At 64.7% G+C, this 16,659-nt stretch carries 14 protein-coding genes; 2 read left to right on the top strand and 12 right to left on the bottom strand.

Annotated features, from left to right (window positions below; genetic code table 11):
- Positions 1-18 precede the first annotated feature (18 nt).
- The 5 genes from CWT10_RS02920 to CWT10_RS02900 all read right to left on the bottom strand — a co-directional run bounded on the left by CWT10_RS02920 (position 19) and on the right by CWT10_RS02900 (position 5,292).
- The gene (locus CWT10_RS02920) at positions 19-924 is read right to left on the bottom strand and encodes a carbohydrate ABC transporter permease (RefSeq protein WP_233187973.1); all 906 of its coding nucleotides are present in this window, start codon (positions 922-924) and stop codon (positions 19-21) included.
- Complete coding sequence (locus CWT10_RS02915; protein WP_103061705.1) at positions 917-1,834, bottom strand: carbohydrate ABC transporter permease; 918 nt, start codon at positions 1,832-1,834, stop codon at positions 917-919. Before CWT10_RS02915 ends, CWT10_RS02920 begins: the two co-directional genes overlap by 8 nt.
- Before the next feature lie 77 nt (positions 1,835-1,911).
- On the bottom strand, positions 1,912-3,186 hold the full coding sequence (locus CWT10_RS02910) for an ABC transporter substrate-binding protein (RefSeq protein ID WP_103061739.1): 1,275 nt from the start codon (positions 3,184-3,186) through the stop codon (positions 1,912-1,914).
- A gap of 148 nt (positions 3,187-3,334) precedes the next feature.
- Positions 3,335-4,339, bottom strand: a complete 1,005-nt coding sequence (locus CWT10_RS02905) for a LacI family DNA-binding transcriptional regulator (protein ID WP_158247570.1) — start codon at positions 4,337-4,339, stop codon at positions 3,335-3,337.
- Positions 4,340-4,605: 266 nt separating this feature from the next.
- Entirely contained in the window at positions 4,606-5,292 is a 687-nt protein-coding gene (locus CWT10_RS02900; protein WP_103061703.1) for a DsbA family oxidoreductase, read from the bottom strand.
- Between the two features lie 816 nt (positions 5,293-6,108).
- On the opposite strand from CWT10_RS02900, the gene CWT10_RS02895 reads away from it, so the two are divergent.
- Positions 6,109-6,543, top strand: coding sequence for a winged helix-turn-helix transcriptional regulator (locus CWT10_RS02895; protein ID WP_342353551.1), 435 nt, complete (start codon positions 6,109-6,111; stop codon positions 6,541-6,543).
- 106 nt (positions 6,544-6,649) lie between these two features.
- On the opposite strand, the gene CWT10_RS02890 is transcribed toward CWT10_RS02895, so the two are convergent.
- The 4 genes from CWT10_RS02890 to CWT10_RS02875 all read right to left on the bottom strand — a co-directional run bounded on the left by CWT10_RS02890 (position 6,650) and on the right by CWT10_RS02875 (position 11,189).
- Positions 6,650-7,996: an extracellular solute-binding protein gene (locus CWT10_RS02890; RefSeq protein WP_199176315.1), complete on the bottom strand. Its 1,347-nt coding sequence runs from the start codon at positions 7,994-7,996 to the stop codon at positions 6,650-6,652.
- A gap of 52 nt (positions 7,997-8,048) precedes the next feature.
- Positions 8,049-9,401, bottom strand: coding sequence for an extracellular solute-binding protein (locus CWT10_RS02885; RefSeq protein WP_103062323.1), 1,353 nt, complete (start codon positions 9,399-9,401; stop codon positions 8,049-8,051).
- Positions 9,402-9,462: 61 nt separating this feature from the next.
- Positions 9,463-10,356: a carbohydrate ABC transporter permease gene (locus CWT10_RS02880; RefSeq protein WP_103062322.1), complete on the bottom strand. Its 894-nt coding sequence runs from the start codon at positions 10,354-10,356 to the stop codon at positions 9,463-9,465.
- A gap of 2 nt (positions 10,357-10,358) precedes the next feature.
- A complete protein-coding gene (locus CWT10_RS02875; protein ID WP_233188043.1) occupies positions 10,359-11,189 on the bottom strand; it encodes a carbohydrate ABC transporter permease in 831 nt (276 codons plus the stop codon).
- 275 nt (positions 11,190-11,464) lie between these two features.
- Between CWT10_RS02875 and CWT10_RS02870 the strand changes: the two genes are divergently transcribed.
- Positions 11,465-12,490, top strand: coding sequence for a LacI family DNA-binding transcriptional regulator (locus CWT10_RS02870; RefSeq protein ID WP_103062320.1), 1,026 nt, complete (start codon positions 11,465-11,467; stop codon positions 12,488-12,490).
- A gap of 35 nt (positions 12,491-12,525) precedes the next feature.
- On the opposite strand, the gene mmsB is transcribed toward CWT10_RS02870, so the two are convergent.
- The 3 genes from mmsB to chvE are packed head-to-tail and all read right to left on the bottom strand — an operon-like array spanning position 12,526 to position 16,390.
- Positions 12,526-13,713: a multiple monosaccharide ABC transporter permease gene (gene mmsB / locus CWT10_RS02865; protein ID WP_103062319.1), complete on the bottom strand. Its 1,188-nt coding sequence runs from the start codon at positions 13,711-13,713 to the stop codon at positions 12,526-12,528.
- Positions 13,710-15,296, bottom strand: a complete 1,587-nt coding sequence (gene mmsA, locus CWT10_RS02860; protein WP_103062318.1) for a multiple monosaccharide ABC transporter ATP-binding protein — start codon at positions 15,294-15,296, stop codon at positions 13,710-13,712. Before mmsA ends, mmsB begins: the two co-directional genes overlap by 4 nt.
- A complete protein-coding gene (gene chvE, locus CWT10_RS02855; RefSeq protein WP_233188042.1) occupies positions 15,296-16,390 on the bottom strand; it encodes a multiple monosaccharide ABC transporter substrate-binding protein in 1,095 nt (364 codons plus the stop codon). The genes mmsA and chvE overlap by 1 nt, the downstream gene beginning before the upstream one ends.
- Positions 16,391-16,659 lie beyond the last annotated feature (269 nt).

The following is a 16,659-nucleotide window of genomic DNA, read 5'->3' as shown; positions in this document are numbered from 1 at the left end:
GCGCTATCGCCGTAAGCTTCAGCCCTTCACCGCACCGGAGAAGGCACCGGACACGAAGTAGCGTTGGAACAGTAGATAGACGATCAGCACCGGGATCGCCGTCATAATGATGAAGGCGTTCAGCGGCCCGTAGTCGGTGCCGTGCTGGGCGGAGAAGTTCTGCACAGCCAGCGGAATGGTGGCCATCGAGCCGGATTGCAGGATCGTTGAGGCCATGGCGTACTCATTCCAGGTGGACACGAAGTCCAACACGAACAGTGCGGCCAGGGTCGGTTTGATCAACGGGCAGCAGATCTGCCAGAAGATGCGGAAGGTGGAGGCGCCGTCGAGCCGGGCAGACTCCTCGATCTCGTCGGGTACGGCCCGGAAGGAGCCGTAGAGCATGAATACCTGATAGGGCACCCCGAAGGCCAGATAGGGCAGAATCAGGCCCACGTAGGTGTCCAGCAGGTTCGCCTTCAGCAGCAGCTGGAACATGGGGCCCAGCGCAACCTGGATGGGAACCATGGAGCCGACGGCGAAGACGGCGACGATCCATTTGGCCCGCCGCATGTGTATGCGGGCCAGCGCATATGCCGCGAGCGCCGCCAGCAGCAGTCCGAGGGGCACCTTTATGACCGCCACCAGCAGGCTGTTGGTGCCGCTGATCCAAAGGTCACCGGTGTCCACGGCGTCGGCGTAGTTGCTCCACAGCCACTGCGCGGGCAGGCCGAGCGTGGAGCCGCTCACCAGGTCCGCCCGGCTCTTGAAGGAAGTGAGCACCATAACGGCGAAGGGCACCAACCAGAACGCGGCCGTGACGAGCAGCGCGATCCAGAGTCCTACGGTTACCCAGTCGCGTGGTGGCCGATTCGGTGTTGCGGCCGCACCGTCGTCGGGGCCGACGGCGGTACGGGCTACGGGAACGGCGGTCATCTCAGTCATCTCCCTTCATGGACCAGGCCAGGTAGGGGACCACCAGGCACAGTGAGAGAATCAGTAGTACGGTGGCGACGGCGCCGCCCGCGCCGAAGTTGTGGTTGGAGAAGGACTGCTGGTAGGACCACAGGGCCAGAACCTGACTTGACTGTGCCGGTCCTCCCCCGGTCATGCCGACGACCAGGTCGTAGACCTTCAGCGAGTTGATGATGGTCAGGATGACGACGACGATCGTCGTAGGCCGCAGCGCCGGCCAGGTGACATTGCGGAAGACCTGCCAGCGGCCGGCTCCGTCCACCCTGGCGGCATCCACGAGTTCCGCGGGGACCGACTGCAGTCCGGCGAGGAACAGCACCATGTTGAAGCCGACACCCTGCCACACCGAGGCGACGAAGATGGAGTACAGGGCGGTACGCGGATCGCCCAGCCACTCATGGGCCAGGTCACCCAGGCCGATCGCTTCGAGCGCCTGGTTAATGACACCCATGGTCGGGTTGTAGATCCACCGCCAGATAGCCGCCACCGTAATGGAGGCGAAGACGCTCGGGATGTAAAAGATCGAGCGGAATGCGTTGCGCCCCCAGATGCGCTGGTTGAGTGCGAGGGCCATGAGCAGTGACAGCACCATGGGGATGGCGACCGAGAGCACCACCCAGATCATGGAGTTCCTCAGGGCGGTCCAAAAGACAGTGTCCTGGGTGAGTAGGTACCGGTAGTTCTTAAGGCCGACGAACTCCTGGGGGGCGGTGGCGTAACCGGACCAGGAGAAGAAGGACAGCCGCACCGAGTCGATCATCGGATACAGCAGAAATATGCCGTACAGGAGTGCGGCCGGCGCCAAATAGGGCAGAGAACGCAGCACGCGGTGCTGCCTGACGGCTCGTGCGTGTGCCGAGGCCGTTGTAGCTGTTGCCATGAGAGCTTCTTCCGCTGATTGATGCGCGGGCAGGAGCCGACCCGAACCGGACCGACCGCTCGCGCAGCACAGTCCGGTCAGGAATTTGCCTCGATGAATTTCTGCATGGCCGGACCGGCCTGCTCGGGCGCCATATCACCGATGAGGACGGCGTTCTGGATGCGCCAGTACTCGGTTGTCTCATCCAGGCCCAGGGCCTGATCGAAGTTGTTGTACATCTCCTCCGAGGACTCCAGGATCGGCGGCCACAGCGCGTCGAGCGGATTGTCCTGGGAGACTTCCACCTCCTTGTTCACGCTCACGGCCGCCCAGGCGCCACCGCTGCCGCTCATCTGCTCCGCCGAGGTCACGAAGTCCAGGAATGATGCAGCCAGGTCGGCCTTGGGGGTGTTGGCGTTAATGTAAAAGCCCTCACCGAATCCATACAGGCGTCCGGTGCCCGTGGGGAAGGGGAAGATGCCCACTTCCTGCGGGTCCATGCCATTGTCCACGCACTGGGCGTTGAACCAGGTGCCCTCCAACGCCATGGCGGCCCGCCCGTCCCAAAACAGCAGGCTGGAGTCGTCATTGGAGATGGACATGTAGCCGCTGTTGAAGTACTTGTCCGCCCAGGTCTTGAGTTCGGTGAAGGCCTCGGTGACGCCGGCCTCGGTGTCCCACCCCGTCTTATCGGTAACCAGGCTCCGGGCAACGTCGGCACCGCACTTGGTCTCGATGAGCGAGTCCAGCAGGCGCATGACGTGCCAGTTGACGGTGCCGCCGAACTCGATCGGCGTGATATCAGCGGCCTTCAGCGCATCGCAGGCGGCGAGTAGCTCGTCATAGGTGGAGGGCTCGGTGGTGATGCCGGCGCGTTCGAACAGGGTCTTGTTGTAGTACAGGCCCTGAGCCTGAAGAGTCCAGGGGATGCCGTGATAGCCGCCGTACTGGGTGATGCCCGCCATTGAAGCGGCGGTGAAGCGGTCCTCCCAACCGTACTGTGCGTAGTAGTCGGTCAAGTCCAAGCTCATGCCGGCCTCAACGAGATCGCCGCCGAGTCCCGGACCCTCCCAGTACCAGTAGATGTCCGGCCCGGCATTGGTGCCGGAAACCTGCCGCATGGACTCCTTCAAGTCATCCGTAGAGTGAGTCTCATAGTTGACGGTGATGTTGTTGGCTTGCTTGAAGGCCTCGACCAGGCGGTCGATGTCCCGCCTCTGAGAATCCTCTAGCGCGCCGAGCCAGAGTGTCAGCGAGTCGGCGTCGCCTCCGGACGATCCTCCACCCTGGCGGCCGCAGGCGGCCAGAGCGCCGGAGGCGAGGATGGCGGAACCGAACCCGAGGGCGTGACGGCGGGTGAGCGTTGTCTTCATGGTCTCCCCTGTGGCGTTGAAGCGTTGCACGGCAGCGGCGCCCCACAACGCATGGAATATTCATTCCTCACTGAATGAATGCTGTTAAGCATAACAGCACCTGCTCGCGTGTCAAGACCTTGATCCGGACAACCGCGCCAGTGCCGTCTCAGCCCGGTATGCCGCGGAACTCGGCCGTCGAGGCGCGCTCCATTAGCTCGGGCCGCAGCGCATCGCCGTCGTAGTCGGTCCCGGTGACTTCTGCGACGGCCCGCCGCAGTGCCGTCTCTCCGATCCGTTCGAAGTCGATGCGGGCGGTTGTCAGCGGCGGATCCATGAACTGCGCATCGGGCATGTCATCGAATCCGGCTATGGCGTAGTCGCGGGGAGCCAGCACGCCCCGCCGTCGCAGTTCACTGATGAAGCCCAGGGCGATGGTGTCGCTTGCGGCGAAAACCGCCGAGAACGAACCCACCTGCGCCAGTCGGGCGCACTCGGCCCCGGACGGGGCGTCCCACTCCCTACTCTCCAGCACCGGCAGGCCTTCAAGACCGGCGGCGGTCATCTCCTCCTCGTAGGCACGCCGTCGGGCGAGCGCCTGCGCCCGGTCGGATGGGCCCGAAACGTGCAGGATCCGGCGGTGCCCCAGCGCGATCAGATGCCGCATGACCTTGCAGGAAGCCTCATAGGAGTATGGCCCGACGGCGTCGACATCCTTATCGGGCAATTCGGCCAGAGTGACCAGCGGAACCGCACCGTTGACGTAGCCAATGATCCGCTTGATGCTGCCGTAGGGTGAGCCCACTATGAGGGCGTCCACACGCATGGACAACAGCGTGTCGACCTGCGCCAGGAGGGCGGACCAGGACTCGGCGCTCGTGGCGGGATCGCTTTCCATGTGGGAGATCATCACCGCCTGCCCGGTCTCCCGGGCCGCACGCGTCAGGCCGCTCATGATCCCGGCATTGCCGTAGTTGAGGGGCCCCAGCAGCACCAGTCCGATCAGGTTCGTGCGCTGCGCCTTCATCTGCAGCGGAATCCGATTGCGCACGTACCCAAGAGCATTCACCGCCGCTTCCACCCGCACCCGAGTCTCGGCCGAGACGTATCCGCCGTTGAAATAGCGCGAAACTGTCTGGGCGGACACCCCAGCGGCACGGCCGACGTCGACCATGCTGGGTCGCCTGCCTGCCGCACGCACCATGCCGCCCATATCCTTCTCGCTTGCTCCCGGCCGCACAGAGTCTTCTCGTAGCGGCCCTCCCTATGCGGCTCAGAGTAGTCGGCACCCCGTCACCCGCTCGCCTCCAGGGCCAGGCGGTCGCCGTGCGAAAGCGCGATGGCCTCAAAGGAATGCATGCCCCGTCTGCTCGTCGACGACGAGATAGCCGTAGGTGGCGAACACCCCTCGGGCCAGAAGCGGGCGAACCTGCACCCCCATCAGATCGCGCACCCCTCCGGGCCGCAGGCCCCGCCCTCGGCAGCACCCTTAGCGAGCGCCGCATCGCGCGCACTGGTGAGTACCCGAGTCATCTCCTCAATGGGCTGGCATCCGGAGATCACGTACTTGCCGTCCACCACGAAGAACGGCACGGCGTTCACCCCCATGGACTGTGCCTCACGCTCATCGGCACGCACGGCGTCGGCGTACTCGTTGCTGGACAGCACGCGCTCCACGTCCACCTCCGGCAGTCCGGCCTGCTTAGCCAGGCGGCGCAGGACGACGTGGTCGGACATGACCTCGTTGTCCACGAAATAGGCGTGGAAGCAGAGTTCCTCGAAGCGGGTGTTGCCCAGCACGTGGGCCAGCTTGGTGAGCCGGTGCGCATCAAGCATGTTGGTGTTAAGCGTGGTGGCGTAGTTGAAGTCAATGCCCTCGGCCCGCCCCATGGCGCTTATGGAGTCGATGCGCTGGCGCGCGGCCGCCCTGGTCAGGCGGTACTTCCTAGCAAAACGGTCGAGTGTGGGGCCCTGCACCTCACGGGGCGCATCCGGGTACAGTTCATATGCTTTCATCTCCACCTCGACGTCGTCGACCAGGCCGAGCGACTCGATCGCCTTGTGCAGCCGAGTCTCGCCGACATAGCAGTACGGGCAGGCGAAGTCCGACCAGTAGGTCACCTTCATGTGTTCCTCCTCGGGTTCTTAGTGCTGGCACGCTGTGCGCGGCCCGGCATCTGGAACAACTGTCACCCACCTCCCTACAGCTCCGCTAGTACTATCTTTTTCTGTAGTACTAGCGGTGCGAACGGGAGGACTGTCATGGTTGAAGCCCCCAAGATCGAGTGGTGCCCCGCGATCTCTTCCCTGCAGAAGGTAATCGGGCTCTTCCGGTTTGATGGTGTGGTGGTTGGGTCCGGGGCTGCGGTGTGGTGGTCGTTTTCGGGTGTGGGAAGTCGTCTTCGATGGGTGTCGATCTGCCGCAGACGACCTCTTCCTCCCCAAACCCTCCACATTCGGGCGGGTTTCGGGCCGGTAAGGGCATTATCGGGCTGATGAGAACGTCTTCGCCGAACCAGGGACGTTCTCCGGCCGACGGGGATGTTGTCGGGCGGGCGGTGGAGGGCCTTGCGGGAACGATTCGTTAGGGCCGTTGAGACCATCCGAACGCCGACCGGAGCGGCGGCCGTCGACGGCACCGCTCAGTACTTACAGTGATTCCGCTGCTTGCTAATAATGCCGCGACCCCAGGCGCCTCGGGCGCGCATGCGCCGCTGAGGGGCACGGACCTAGGGCGTGTCCGCCCGTGTGCCCCGCACGACGGTTCGTCATGAACGGCAACGATTCGTCACCTGGCACCAACGCTTCGGCACTTCCCACGACGGTTCGTGCCTCTAGGTGCCGAACCGTCGTGGGAAGTGACGAACCGCCGACCAGAACATACGAACCGTCAGGCCCACTCCAAAGCCGACACCAAAGCACTACCACCTCGGTACGTCATTAGTGCCGGTCTCGGTGTGTTACAAGTGCCGGTCTCGGCGTGTTACCTCACCCAGCCGCACACACCCGGCGAACCGCCACACCCTCAAACCGGAAGAACCGGTAATCGGCGGCAAGTGGAAGATCGAGATCCTCTTCTACGTGGCCCTGGCCGAGGTCAGGCACTTCGGCAAGCTAAAGCGGTGCCTGCACGGTGTGTCGGACTCAACCCTGTCCAAGCAGCTGCGGGAGTTGGTCGCGGACGACTTTCTTGAGCGCATCGACTACGGCGAGGTGCCGCCCCGGGTGGAGTACCGGCTGACCCGCCGCGGGAAGAGCTTCAAACCCCTGATCCAGGCCATGTGGGACTGGAGTGAGGCGGAGTTCGAGTTCTCCCGCGCCGAGGCCGCCCAGATGCGCTCCGCCCGCGACGAGCTGGGCATTCCCCAGGTGCGGTGAGACACGTCAGCAGCGTGGCACCCGCTCGACGACGGCGTCGGGCACTCCCAGCAAGCCGGCGCCGAGGTGGCCGGCGGCGCCCTTTCGGCGCGGGTGCCGCAGCGGCTCAGGACACCTTGAAGCCCTGCTGGTTGCCGTAGGTGATGCAGGCCTGCTGCCAGGCCGACAGCCCATCGGCGATGGATGTGGCGCCCTTGGACTCGTAGGCCTTGCCGACGGAATCGTTGAAGATGGAGTTGGCGTAGGCCTGGAAGGGCAGGAAGGACCAACCCTCGGTGACGGCCTCGGCGGACTCGGCGAAGACCTCGTTGGCCTTCTGCCCACCGAAGTACTCAAACTCGGCGCCCAGGAAGTCCTGGCTGGTCAGGTCCGCGGTGGTGGCCGGGAAGGCACCGTTGGCGATACGGCTGGCAACGCCGGCCCCGGCGTTGGCGTACTCGATGAAGTGGTAGGCCAAAGCCTGCTTACCACTGGCGGCAGTCACCGCCAGCGAGGAGCCGCCCATCTCCGATGATGCGGTCTCCCCCGTCTTCCATGCCGGCAGCGGCGCCACCCGCCACTTGCCGGCCCCGGCCTCAACACCGCCGACGAAGGAGGCCGGCATCCACGCCCCCATGGCGAGGGAGGCGATGGTGCCGTCACCCAGGCCCCGGTACCACTCATCGGACCAGTCGGCGCAGGGGTAGAGCAGTTCCTCCTCGATCAGCGTGGTCCACAGCTCGGCGTACTTCTCGGAGCTCTCCTCACTGAAGTCGATGCCGACGGTGGTGCCGTCCACCGTGTAGGGGCGGGAACCGGCCTGCCACAGCAGTGACAGCGTCTTAACCGCGTCACCGATGTCGTTGGCGATGTACTGCTTCGGGTCGGCGGCGTGAATGGCGCGGGCGGCATCCAAGTACTCCTCCCAAGTGGTGGGGACGGCAATGCCCGCCGCATTGAAGACCTCCTCGTTGTAGAACAAGGCCACCGGGCCGGAGTCCATGGGCAGGCCAAAGATGCCCGCATCAGAGGCAACCGCCGCCCAGGGGCCGGCGGAGTAGGAGTCGGCCAGCTCGGCGGCGCCGAACCGGGTCAGGTCCGCCAACGACTCTGCCAGGGAGAACTGTGGCAGGGCGTAGTACTCGATCTGCGCGACGTCCGGGATGCCGGACCCGGCGGAAATGGCGTTCTGCAGCGCCGTGTACTGCTCGGTGCCGGTGCCGGCGTTTACCAGCTCTACCTTCACATTCGGGAAGGCCTGCTGGTACTCGGCGACGACGTCGGTCAAGGTGGGCTCCCATGACCACACAAGCAGCTCGCCACCGGCCTCGGCGGCGGCCGCTGCCGCTGACGGATCGACTTCGGCAGCGGGCTTGGAGTCGCCCCCGGAGCCGGAGCAGGCGGCAAGGGTGAGGGCCAGCGCCGAAGCGCCGAGGGCGGACAGGGCATTGCGACGGGTCAGGTCTATGGACACGATGGGCCTCCTGTGTTTCTCGGGTCGGATTCGCAAAGCGCGCATGGCACGGTCAGGAGACCGTGAAGCCCTGCTGGTTTCCGTAGGTGATACAGGCTTCCTGCCAGGCGGCCAGGCCCTCGGCGATGGTGGTGGCACCGTTCGTCGTGTAGGCCTTGCCGACATGGTCGTTGAAAATCGAGTTGGCGTAGACCTGGAAGGGCAGATATGTCCAGCCCGGCAGCACATCCTTGGCGGCCTGAGACAGGATCTCGTTGGCCTTCTGGCCGCCGAAGTACTCGAACTCCTTACCCAGGAAGTCCTCGGAGTCCAGCTCCGCCGTCGTAGAGGGGAAGGCGCCGCCGTCGATGCGGATCTGGATGCCCTCCTGGGCGGAGCAGAACTCGACGAAGGAGTACGCCAGCGCCTGCTTGTCGGAGGCGGCCATGACGGCCAGCGAGGAGCCGCCGTTCTCGGCGCCGGCGGGGGTGTCGGCGTCCCACCGGGGCTGGGCGGCGACCCGCCACTTGCCGGAGGCGTTCGGTACGGAGGAGGTGAAGTTGCCGGGCATCCAGGCACCGGTGACCAGCGTGGCGATGGTGCCGTCACCCAGGGCCTGGAACCACTCGTCGGTCCACCCGGAGATCGGGGCGAGCAGCCCCTCCTTGATCAGGGTGGTCTGCAGCTCGGAGTACTTCTCCGCCTCGGCGCCGGTGAAGTCGATGGTGACATTGGTGCCGTCGACCGTGTAGGGCCGGGCGCCCGCCTGCCACAGTCCGGAGAGAGTCGAGCCCGCATCGCCGGTGTCATTGGCGATGTACTTACTCGGATCGGCCTGGTGGATCATGCGGGCGGCTTCCAGGTACTCCTCCCAGGTAGTGGGGACGTCGACGCCGAGCTCGTTAAAGACCTCCTCGTTGTAGAACATGGCCATCGGGCCGGAGTCCAGAGGCAGGCCGTACACGCCCTCACCGGTGTGCACGGAGCTCCACGGCCCCTCGGTGAAGGTGCCCTCGTAGTCGGCAGCGCCGAACTGGGTCAGATCCGCCAGGGACTCGGAGATGGAGAACTGCTGCAGGGCGTAGTACTCCACCTGGGCGACGTCGGGCCCGCCCTTTCCAGCGGAGATAGCGTTCTGGAGGGAGGTGTACTGATCAGCGGAGGTGCCGACGTTGGTGACGGTCACCTTCACATTCGGGTACTTGTCCATGAAGGCCTGCGCGCAGGGCTCGATGGTGTTGTCCCAGGCCCACACGAGCAGCTCGCCACCGGCCTCGGCAGCTGAGGCGGCGGCCGAGGGGTCGGCCGCGGCCACGCCGTCGGAGGGCGAGGAGTCGGAGCCACAGGCGGCCAGGAGCGCAGAGGCGGCCCCGGCCACGGCGACGGCGGAGGTGGCACGCAGGAACATGCGACGATCGATTGTCATGGGTTTTTCCTTTCCAGTTCACACCCTTGCGGTGCTGGGTGGGAGTGTTGTGGGTCGGGACTCATTCCTTGACGCCGCCGGAGGCCAGGCCGGCCTGCCAGAAGCGCTGCAGGCTGAGGAAGGCGGCGATCAGCGGGATGATCGTTAGCAGCGAGGCGGTAATGACCAGGTTGAAGATCGCCTGTCCGCCGGCGGTGGCCGCCTGAGCATTCCATGCGTTCAGGCCGATCGTCAGCGGGTACCAGCTGGCATCCTTGAGCATGATCAGCGGCAGGAAGTAGTTGTTCCAGGTGGCCACGATCGCGAATAGGGCCACCGTCACAATGCCGGGGCCGAGCAGTGGCAGGGCGACCTGGCGGAAGGTACGAAACTCGCTCGCGCCGTCGATCCGGGCGGCCTCAAGCAGCTCGGTAGGCACGGCGTCGCGGGTGAACTGCCACATCAGGTACAGCCCGAAGGGGGAGATCAGCGAGGGGATGATCACCGACCAGGGAGTGTTGGTCAGGCCCAGCTTGGCGAACATGAGGAAGGTCGGCACTGCCAGGGCAGTACCCGGGACGGCGACGGCACCGATGACAATGGCGAAGACGGCGTTCTTGCCAGGGAAGTCGAACTTGGCCAGGCCGTACCCGGCCAGCACCGACAGCAGCACGGAGCCGCCCGCGCCCAGGATCACATACATGAGCGTGTTCAGGAACCAGCGCACGAACTGGCCGTCGTTATAGGTCAGCGTCTCACGGATATTGTCCCACAGGGCGAAGTCGTGGCCGAACCACAGCCCAAAAGTGGAGAAGAGGTCCCCCTGGGTCTTGGTGGAGGAGATGAACAGCCACAGCAGCGGCAGGTAGGTGTAGATGAGCATAAGGCCCATCACGAGTGTCAACAGTCGGCTCTTGCGCGGGTTCTCAACGTTGTAGCCGCGGTGGGCGACGGCGGGGGTGGTCTTCTTGCTCATACTCAGTTCTCCCGGTTCCCGCGCAGCTGAACGAGATAGGCCACGGCCATGGTGATCAGGCCCATGACAATGGCAACGGTGGCCGAGTAGTTGTACTGCTGCCCGGCGAAAGACAGGTTGTAGGCGTAGTAGTTGGGCGTGTAATAGGTGGTGATCGCGTTGGGAGCCAGGTTCTGAAGGATGGAGGGCTCGTTGAACAGCTGAAAGGAGCCGATGATCGAGAAGATCGTGGCGATTCCCAAGGCGCCACGCAGCGCCGGGATCTTGATCGCAGTGATTATGCGCCACTCGCCGGCGCCGTCGATGGCGGCAGCCTCATACAGGCTGTGCGGGATGGTCTTCAGCGAGGAGTAGAAGATCAGCATGTTGTAGCCGACGAACTCCCAGGTGACGATGTTGCCGATGGACACCAGGATGACGTTGGCGCCCAGCGGATCGGGGATGGTCACACCCAGGAAGTCGGACAGCGAGCCGACCAGTCCGAAGCGGTTGCCGTACATGAAGCCCCACATGAGGGCGGCCACCACCGCGGGAACGGCATAGGGCATGAAGATGGAGATGCGGAAGAAGGCCGTGCCGTAGAGCTTCAGGGAGTCAATCGCCAGGGCCGCCAGCAGTGACAGCGTGAGCATGATGGGCACCTGGACCACCAGGAACAGGGCCACGCGGCCGAAGGCCTCCCAGAACTGTGGATCGGCCAACAGCTGGGTGTAGTTGCTCAGGCCCACGAACTGGTTGCCGCCTACCAGCCGGTTCTGGAACAGACTCAGGTAGATCGAGTAGCCAATGGGCGCCAGGAAGACGAAGGCGAAGACCGACATGAAAGGGCCCACGAAGCCCCATCCGGTCCAGCGACGTCTGGGGCGCCTGGTGGGTACCTGCGTATGGTCTGCGGCACTTGACGTGCTCGCTGCGACGGGGATCGCCGACATGCCTGTCCTTCCGTCTCTGCACTGAGCGGAGTGGGATGGGAAGTTGGGATGTTTACGAAATCAGCTGCCACGACAGCCATGGTTGCGCAAACATTGTGGACGCGTAACAGCGTGTCACATAGACTCAGGTGTTGTCAACATCCGGTAACCGCCCACGCGCAGACAGGAGTCAGCGGATGCCCACCCGACGCCGTCGTCAGGTCTCCATGGCAGATGTGGCCCGGGCGGCGGGTGTGTCCGCACAGACCGTCTCACGCGTCTCCAACGGATACGAAGGCGTAGTCCCCGAGACCCGCGAGCGGGTGGTCGCCGCCATGCGCACACTCGGCTATCGCCCTAACGCTGCCGCCCGCGCTCTCAAGCGCGGCAGCTTCCGCAATATAGGCGTGGTCATGTTCGATTTGACCACCACGGGCAACACCTCCACCCTGGCAGCCATCTCCGAATCGGCTTGCGCCCACGGTTACACGGTCACTCTCCTGGCACCGCAGGCACGCACCACCGCCTCGGTGTCCGGAGCCTTCGATCGCCTGCATGAAATGCTGGTGGACGGCGTCATCCTGGTAATGGAATCCATGCCGGACAACGCCGAAGGAACCTCCTTCACCGTCCCGGACGTGGAGCACCTGGTCGTCGTCGACTCGGCCCTGGGCCCCGAGCACGCCGTGGTAGACACCGATCAGGCCGCCGGCACCCGTAGCGCTGTCGAGCATCTGCTGGCACTGGGCCATCGGACCGTCCATCACATCACCGGCCCGGCCCACTCCTACTCCGCGCAGCGCCGTGAAAGGGCATGGCGTGAGGTACTCACCGAGGCCGGACGCCAGGTGCCCGAGCCGGCGCACGGTGACTGGTCGGCCGCCTCCGGATATCGTGCCGCACGAGACCTGCTGCAGGATCCGACCTGCACCGCGGTCTTCTGCGCCAACGACGAGATGTCCCTCGGGCTGCTGCACGCCGCGCAGGACCTGGGTCGGCGCGTTCCGCAGGACCTGTCCGTGGTGGGCTTTGACGACATCCCCCTGGCCGCGGACTTCGCTCCCCCACTGACCACCGTGCACCAAGACTTCGCCGGAATGGGACGCGCCTGCATGGCACGTCTGGTACACATGATGAACACCGGGGTGGCGCAGACCGGTCAGGAACTGGTGCCCACCTCATTGGTGGTGCGAGCGTCGACGGCGCCGCCACAGCGATCCTGAAACACGGTCGGCGCCGAGCCCGAGACGACCATGCTTCAGGCGGCGCTGCGGCGCTTGCCGACTATGTCCACGGCGACGGCAAGCACCAACACCAGGCCCTTAATGGCCTGCTGCCAGGCGGAATCAACTGCCATGATGGAAAGCCCCATGTTGAGCACGCCCATGATCAGCGCACCGATGATGGCGCCGGACACTCGTCCGACACCGCCAGAGACCGCGGCGCCGCCGATGTAAGCCGCCGCGATCGCGTCCATCTCATACAGGTTGCCGGCGGTGGAGACCGCTGCACCGGCCCGCGAGGTGGTCACAATCGCCGCCAGCGAGGCAAGGAAGCCCATGTTCACGAACACCATGAAGTCCACCCGCTTGACGTTCACGCCGGACAGACGCGCCGCCTTGAGGTTACCGCCCACGGCGTAGATGTGGCGCCCAAATACGCTCTTGTTCATGACGAATGAGTAGATGAGGATGACCGCACCCACGATCACCAGCACGATCGGGGTGCCGCCGGCCGAGTAGGCCAGCAGCATGGTGAAGAACCCGATTGCGGCGGCGAAAACCACCAGGCGCAGCGCCACCACACCTGCCGCGTCGACTGCCCGTCCCGCGGCGCGATTGCGACGGCGGGTACGCAGCTGGGTCAGCACCAGCCCGGCTATGGCGACCGCACCGATCAGGATGGTGACGCCGTCATAGTTCTTGAAATATCCCAGCCAGGCGGGCAGTGAGCCGTTGGCGATGGACACGAAGCTGGGCGGCAGCCCAGAGACGGTGCGCTGAACCAGCACCACAGTCAGTCCACGGAAAATGAGCATGCTGCCCAGGGTCACGATAAACGCCGGGATCTCCATGATCGCCACCCAGAACCCTTGCCAGCAGCCGATCAGCAGGCCGATGGCAATTGCCACCAGCACGGCCACCGGCCACGGCACCCCGGAGTTGACCACGAGCAGCCCGATGACGCCACCCACGAACCCGACGATCGAACCGACCGACAGATCGATGTGCCGGGCGATGATGATCATGACCATACCCACTGCCAGGATCATCACGTAGGCGTTCTGCTGAATGAGGCTGGCAACGTTATTGGGCGCGAGCAGCAGTCCGCCGGTGAGGAACTGGAAGAAAATGATGATCACCACCAGGGCGGCGAGAATGCCGTACTGGCGCAGGTTGCGGCCGAGTGACTCACGCAGTCTGGCACCGGTCGAATTAGGACTCATCGCTGTGTTCCTTCCTTTTCCGCGCGCGGCGCATGCTCCTGGCCGACGGCGTCCTTCTCGATGGTCATAAGCTTCATGAGGTTCTCCTGCGTGGCCTCGGCCCGGGGCAACTGCCCGGTGATACGGCCTTGGCTCATCGTGTAGATGCGGTCGCAGATCCCCAGGAGCTCGGGCAGCTCCGAGGAGATGACGAGTACGGCCTTGCCCGCGTCGGCGAGCTGGTTGATGATCTGATAGATCTCGTATTTCGCGCCCACGTCGATACCGCGCGTGGGCTCATCAAGGATCAGCACGTCGGGATCGGAGAACATCCATTTGGCCAGAACCACCTTCTGCTGGTTGCCTCCTGACAAGGAGCCGACCGGGGTGGCGAGCGACTCCGTCTTGGTGCGCAGTTCGCGCCGATAGCGTTCGGCCACCTCCTCCTCCGCGGCGTCGTCGACAATACCGCGGGAGGCGACCTTGTTCAGGGCGGCGGCGGTGGTGTTGGTCTTGACGTCCTGGATGAGGTTCAGTCCGAGCACCTTGCGGTCCTCGGTGACGTAGGCCAGGCCGTTGTCGATGGCCTGGCGCACGGTGGCGGTGGAGATCTCCTCACCGTCCTTGTAGACGGTTCCGGAGATGTCGGTGCCCCAGGAGCGGCCGAACAGGCTCATGGCCAACTCGGTGCGGCCGGCCCCCATAAGCCCGGCGAGCCCGACGATCTCTCCGCGGCGCAGACTCAAGGCGGCGTCGTCGACGACGGCGCGGGAGGTGTCGATGGGGTGGTGAGCGGTCCAGTGGTCGATCCGCAAGACCTCCTCCCCCACATGCGCAGTGTGCTCGGGGAAGCGGCTGGACAACTCACGTCCCACCATCAAGCGGATGATCTCGTCCTCGTCAATGGCGTCGACGCCGTGCAGGGGTGCCGTCTGGACGGTGTGGCCGTCGCGGATGACAGTTGTGCGATCGGCGATTGTGGCCACTTCCGCCAGCTTGTGGGAGATCATCACCATGGTGATGCCGCGCTCACGCAGGCCCCGCATAAGGTCGAGCAGGTGGGCGGAATCGTCGTCGTTGAGGGCGGCGGTGGGCTCGTCCAGGATGAGTAGGCGCACATCCTTGGACAGCGCCTTGGCGATTTCCACCAGCTGCTGCTGACCGACGCCGAGGTCGGCAACGCGCGTCTGCGGCGGGATGTCCAGGCCGACCTCATCCAGTAACGCGGCGGCCGCCTCATTGGTGGCATCCCAGTCGATGAAGCCGCGGGTGGACTTCTCATTTCCCATGAAGATGTTCTCAGCCACGGACAGGAAGGGACTCAGGGCCAACTCCTGGTGAATGATGACGATGCCGACGGCCTCCGAGTCCCGAATCGAGCGGAACTCACGGACCTGACCGTCGTAGTAGATTTCGCCGTCGTAGGTGCCACGCGGCCACACCCCGGAGAGCACATTCATCAGCGTGGACTTGCCGGCACCGTTCTCCCCACACACGGCGTGGATCTCCCCGCGCCGGACCTCCAGGTTGACGTCTTCCAGCGCTTTAAAAGAGCCGAAGGCCTTGGTGATGTGGCGCATCTCGAGAATGGTCTGGGCAGCCATTAAAGCCCGACCTCCGTCGCGGTGTAGTAGCCGGAGTCCACCAGGACCTCCTGGACGTTGTCGGCGTCGACGGCGACCGGATCAAGCAGGTAGGAGGGAACCACGAGCTGGCCGTTGTCGTAGGACTCGGTGTCATTGACCTCCACCTCCTGGCCCCGCGCGATCTGGTCGACCATGGTGGCGCAGCGTTCCCCCAGCAGGCGGGTGTCCTTGAAGACTGTCATGGACTGGCGGCCCTTGACGATGTTCTCAACGTTGGCCTGGTCGGCATCCTGCCCAGTCAGCACCGGCCAGTTGTCGTCGTTGTAGCCGGCGGAGGCCAAGGCCTGTCCCACCCCCAGGGCGATGGCATCGTTCGGAGACAGGATGACGTCAACGCGCTCGGTGGTGGAGTAGAAGGAGTTCAGACGGTTCTCCATCTCTGCCTGCGCGGTGGTGTTGGACCAGGCCTGGATCCCGATCGACTGCCAGTCGTCAACGCTGGCAGGCAGTTTGCCCGAGGGGCACACCAGCTTGCCGGACTCGATGTAGGGGTTAAGCACGTCCCAGGCGCCTTCGAAGAAGAAGCGGGCGTTGTTGTCGTCCGGAGAGCCTGCGAAGGGCTCGAAGTTGAAGGGGCCGGAGGCCGTTTCGAGCTCGAGGGAGTCGACGATGTATTGCCCCTGCATGGCGCCGACGTTGTAGTTGTCGAAGGTCACGTAATAGTCGACCGCCTCGGTGTCACGGATGAGGCGGTCGTAGGCGATGATCTTGACCCCGAGTCCGGCGGCGCGCTGGAGCACCGGGCCAAGCGCGGAACCGTCGATGGAGCCGACGACGATCACCGCCGGGGACTTGTTGAGCATGGTCTGGATCTGGGAGTTCTGCTGCTCGACCTTGTTGTCGGCGAACTGCAGTTCCACGGAATAGCCCAGATCCTCTAGCAGCGACTTGAGGTTCTCACCGTCACGGCTCCAGCGCTCCAGGTTCTTGGTGGGCATGGATACGCCTATCAGGGCGCCCTCACCGCCGCTGACGTCGCCGTAGTAGTCGGCCGTCCGCTCCGCGGTGCACGCCGCCAACAGGGCGGCGGTCGCGACGGAACCGACCGTCATGAACGACCTTCGAGACAAATCTGACATGAGGCCTCCTCGCCTCGGGGATATGGGTACGGACCGGACGGTCCATTTAGTTGCACGCTAGCACTTATATCTGCTCGTGACAAGCCCGCCCACGCGCGGGTCCTCAGCGCTTGTGCACCGCAGGCAGAAGTGAGAACGGCTCTTCGCGTTTGAGGGTGTAGTGGGTGGGCGTGGGCCCGGCCGGCTGCCGGCCGCGGACGTCGCCGGCATGGCCGGCCCAGGCCCGGCCTGGCAGCGGCCGG

This window comes from Actinomyces qiguomingii (assembly GCF_004102025.1).
In the GTDB taxonomy this organism is placed as follows: Bacteria; Actinomycetota; Actinomycetes; order Actinomycetales; family Actinomycetaceae; genus Actinomyces; species Actinomyces qiguomingii.
This window is presented reverse-complemented; position numbering and strand designations above follow the sequence as displayed.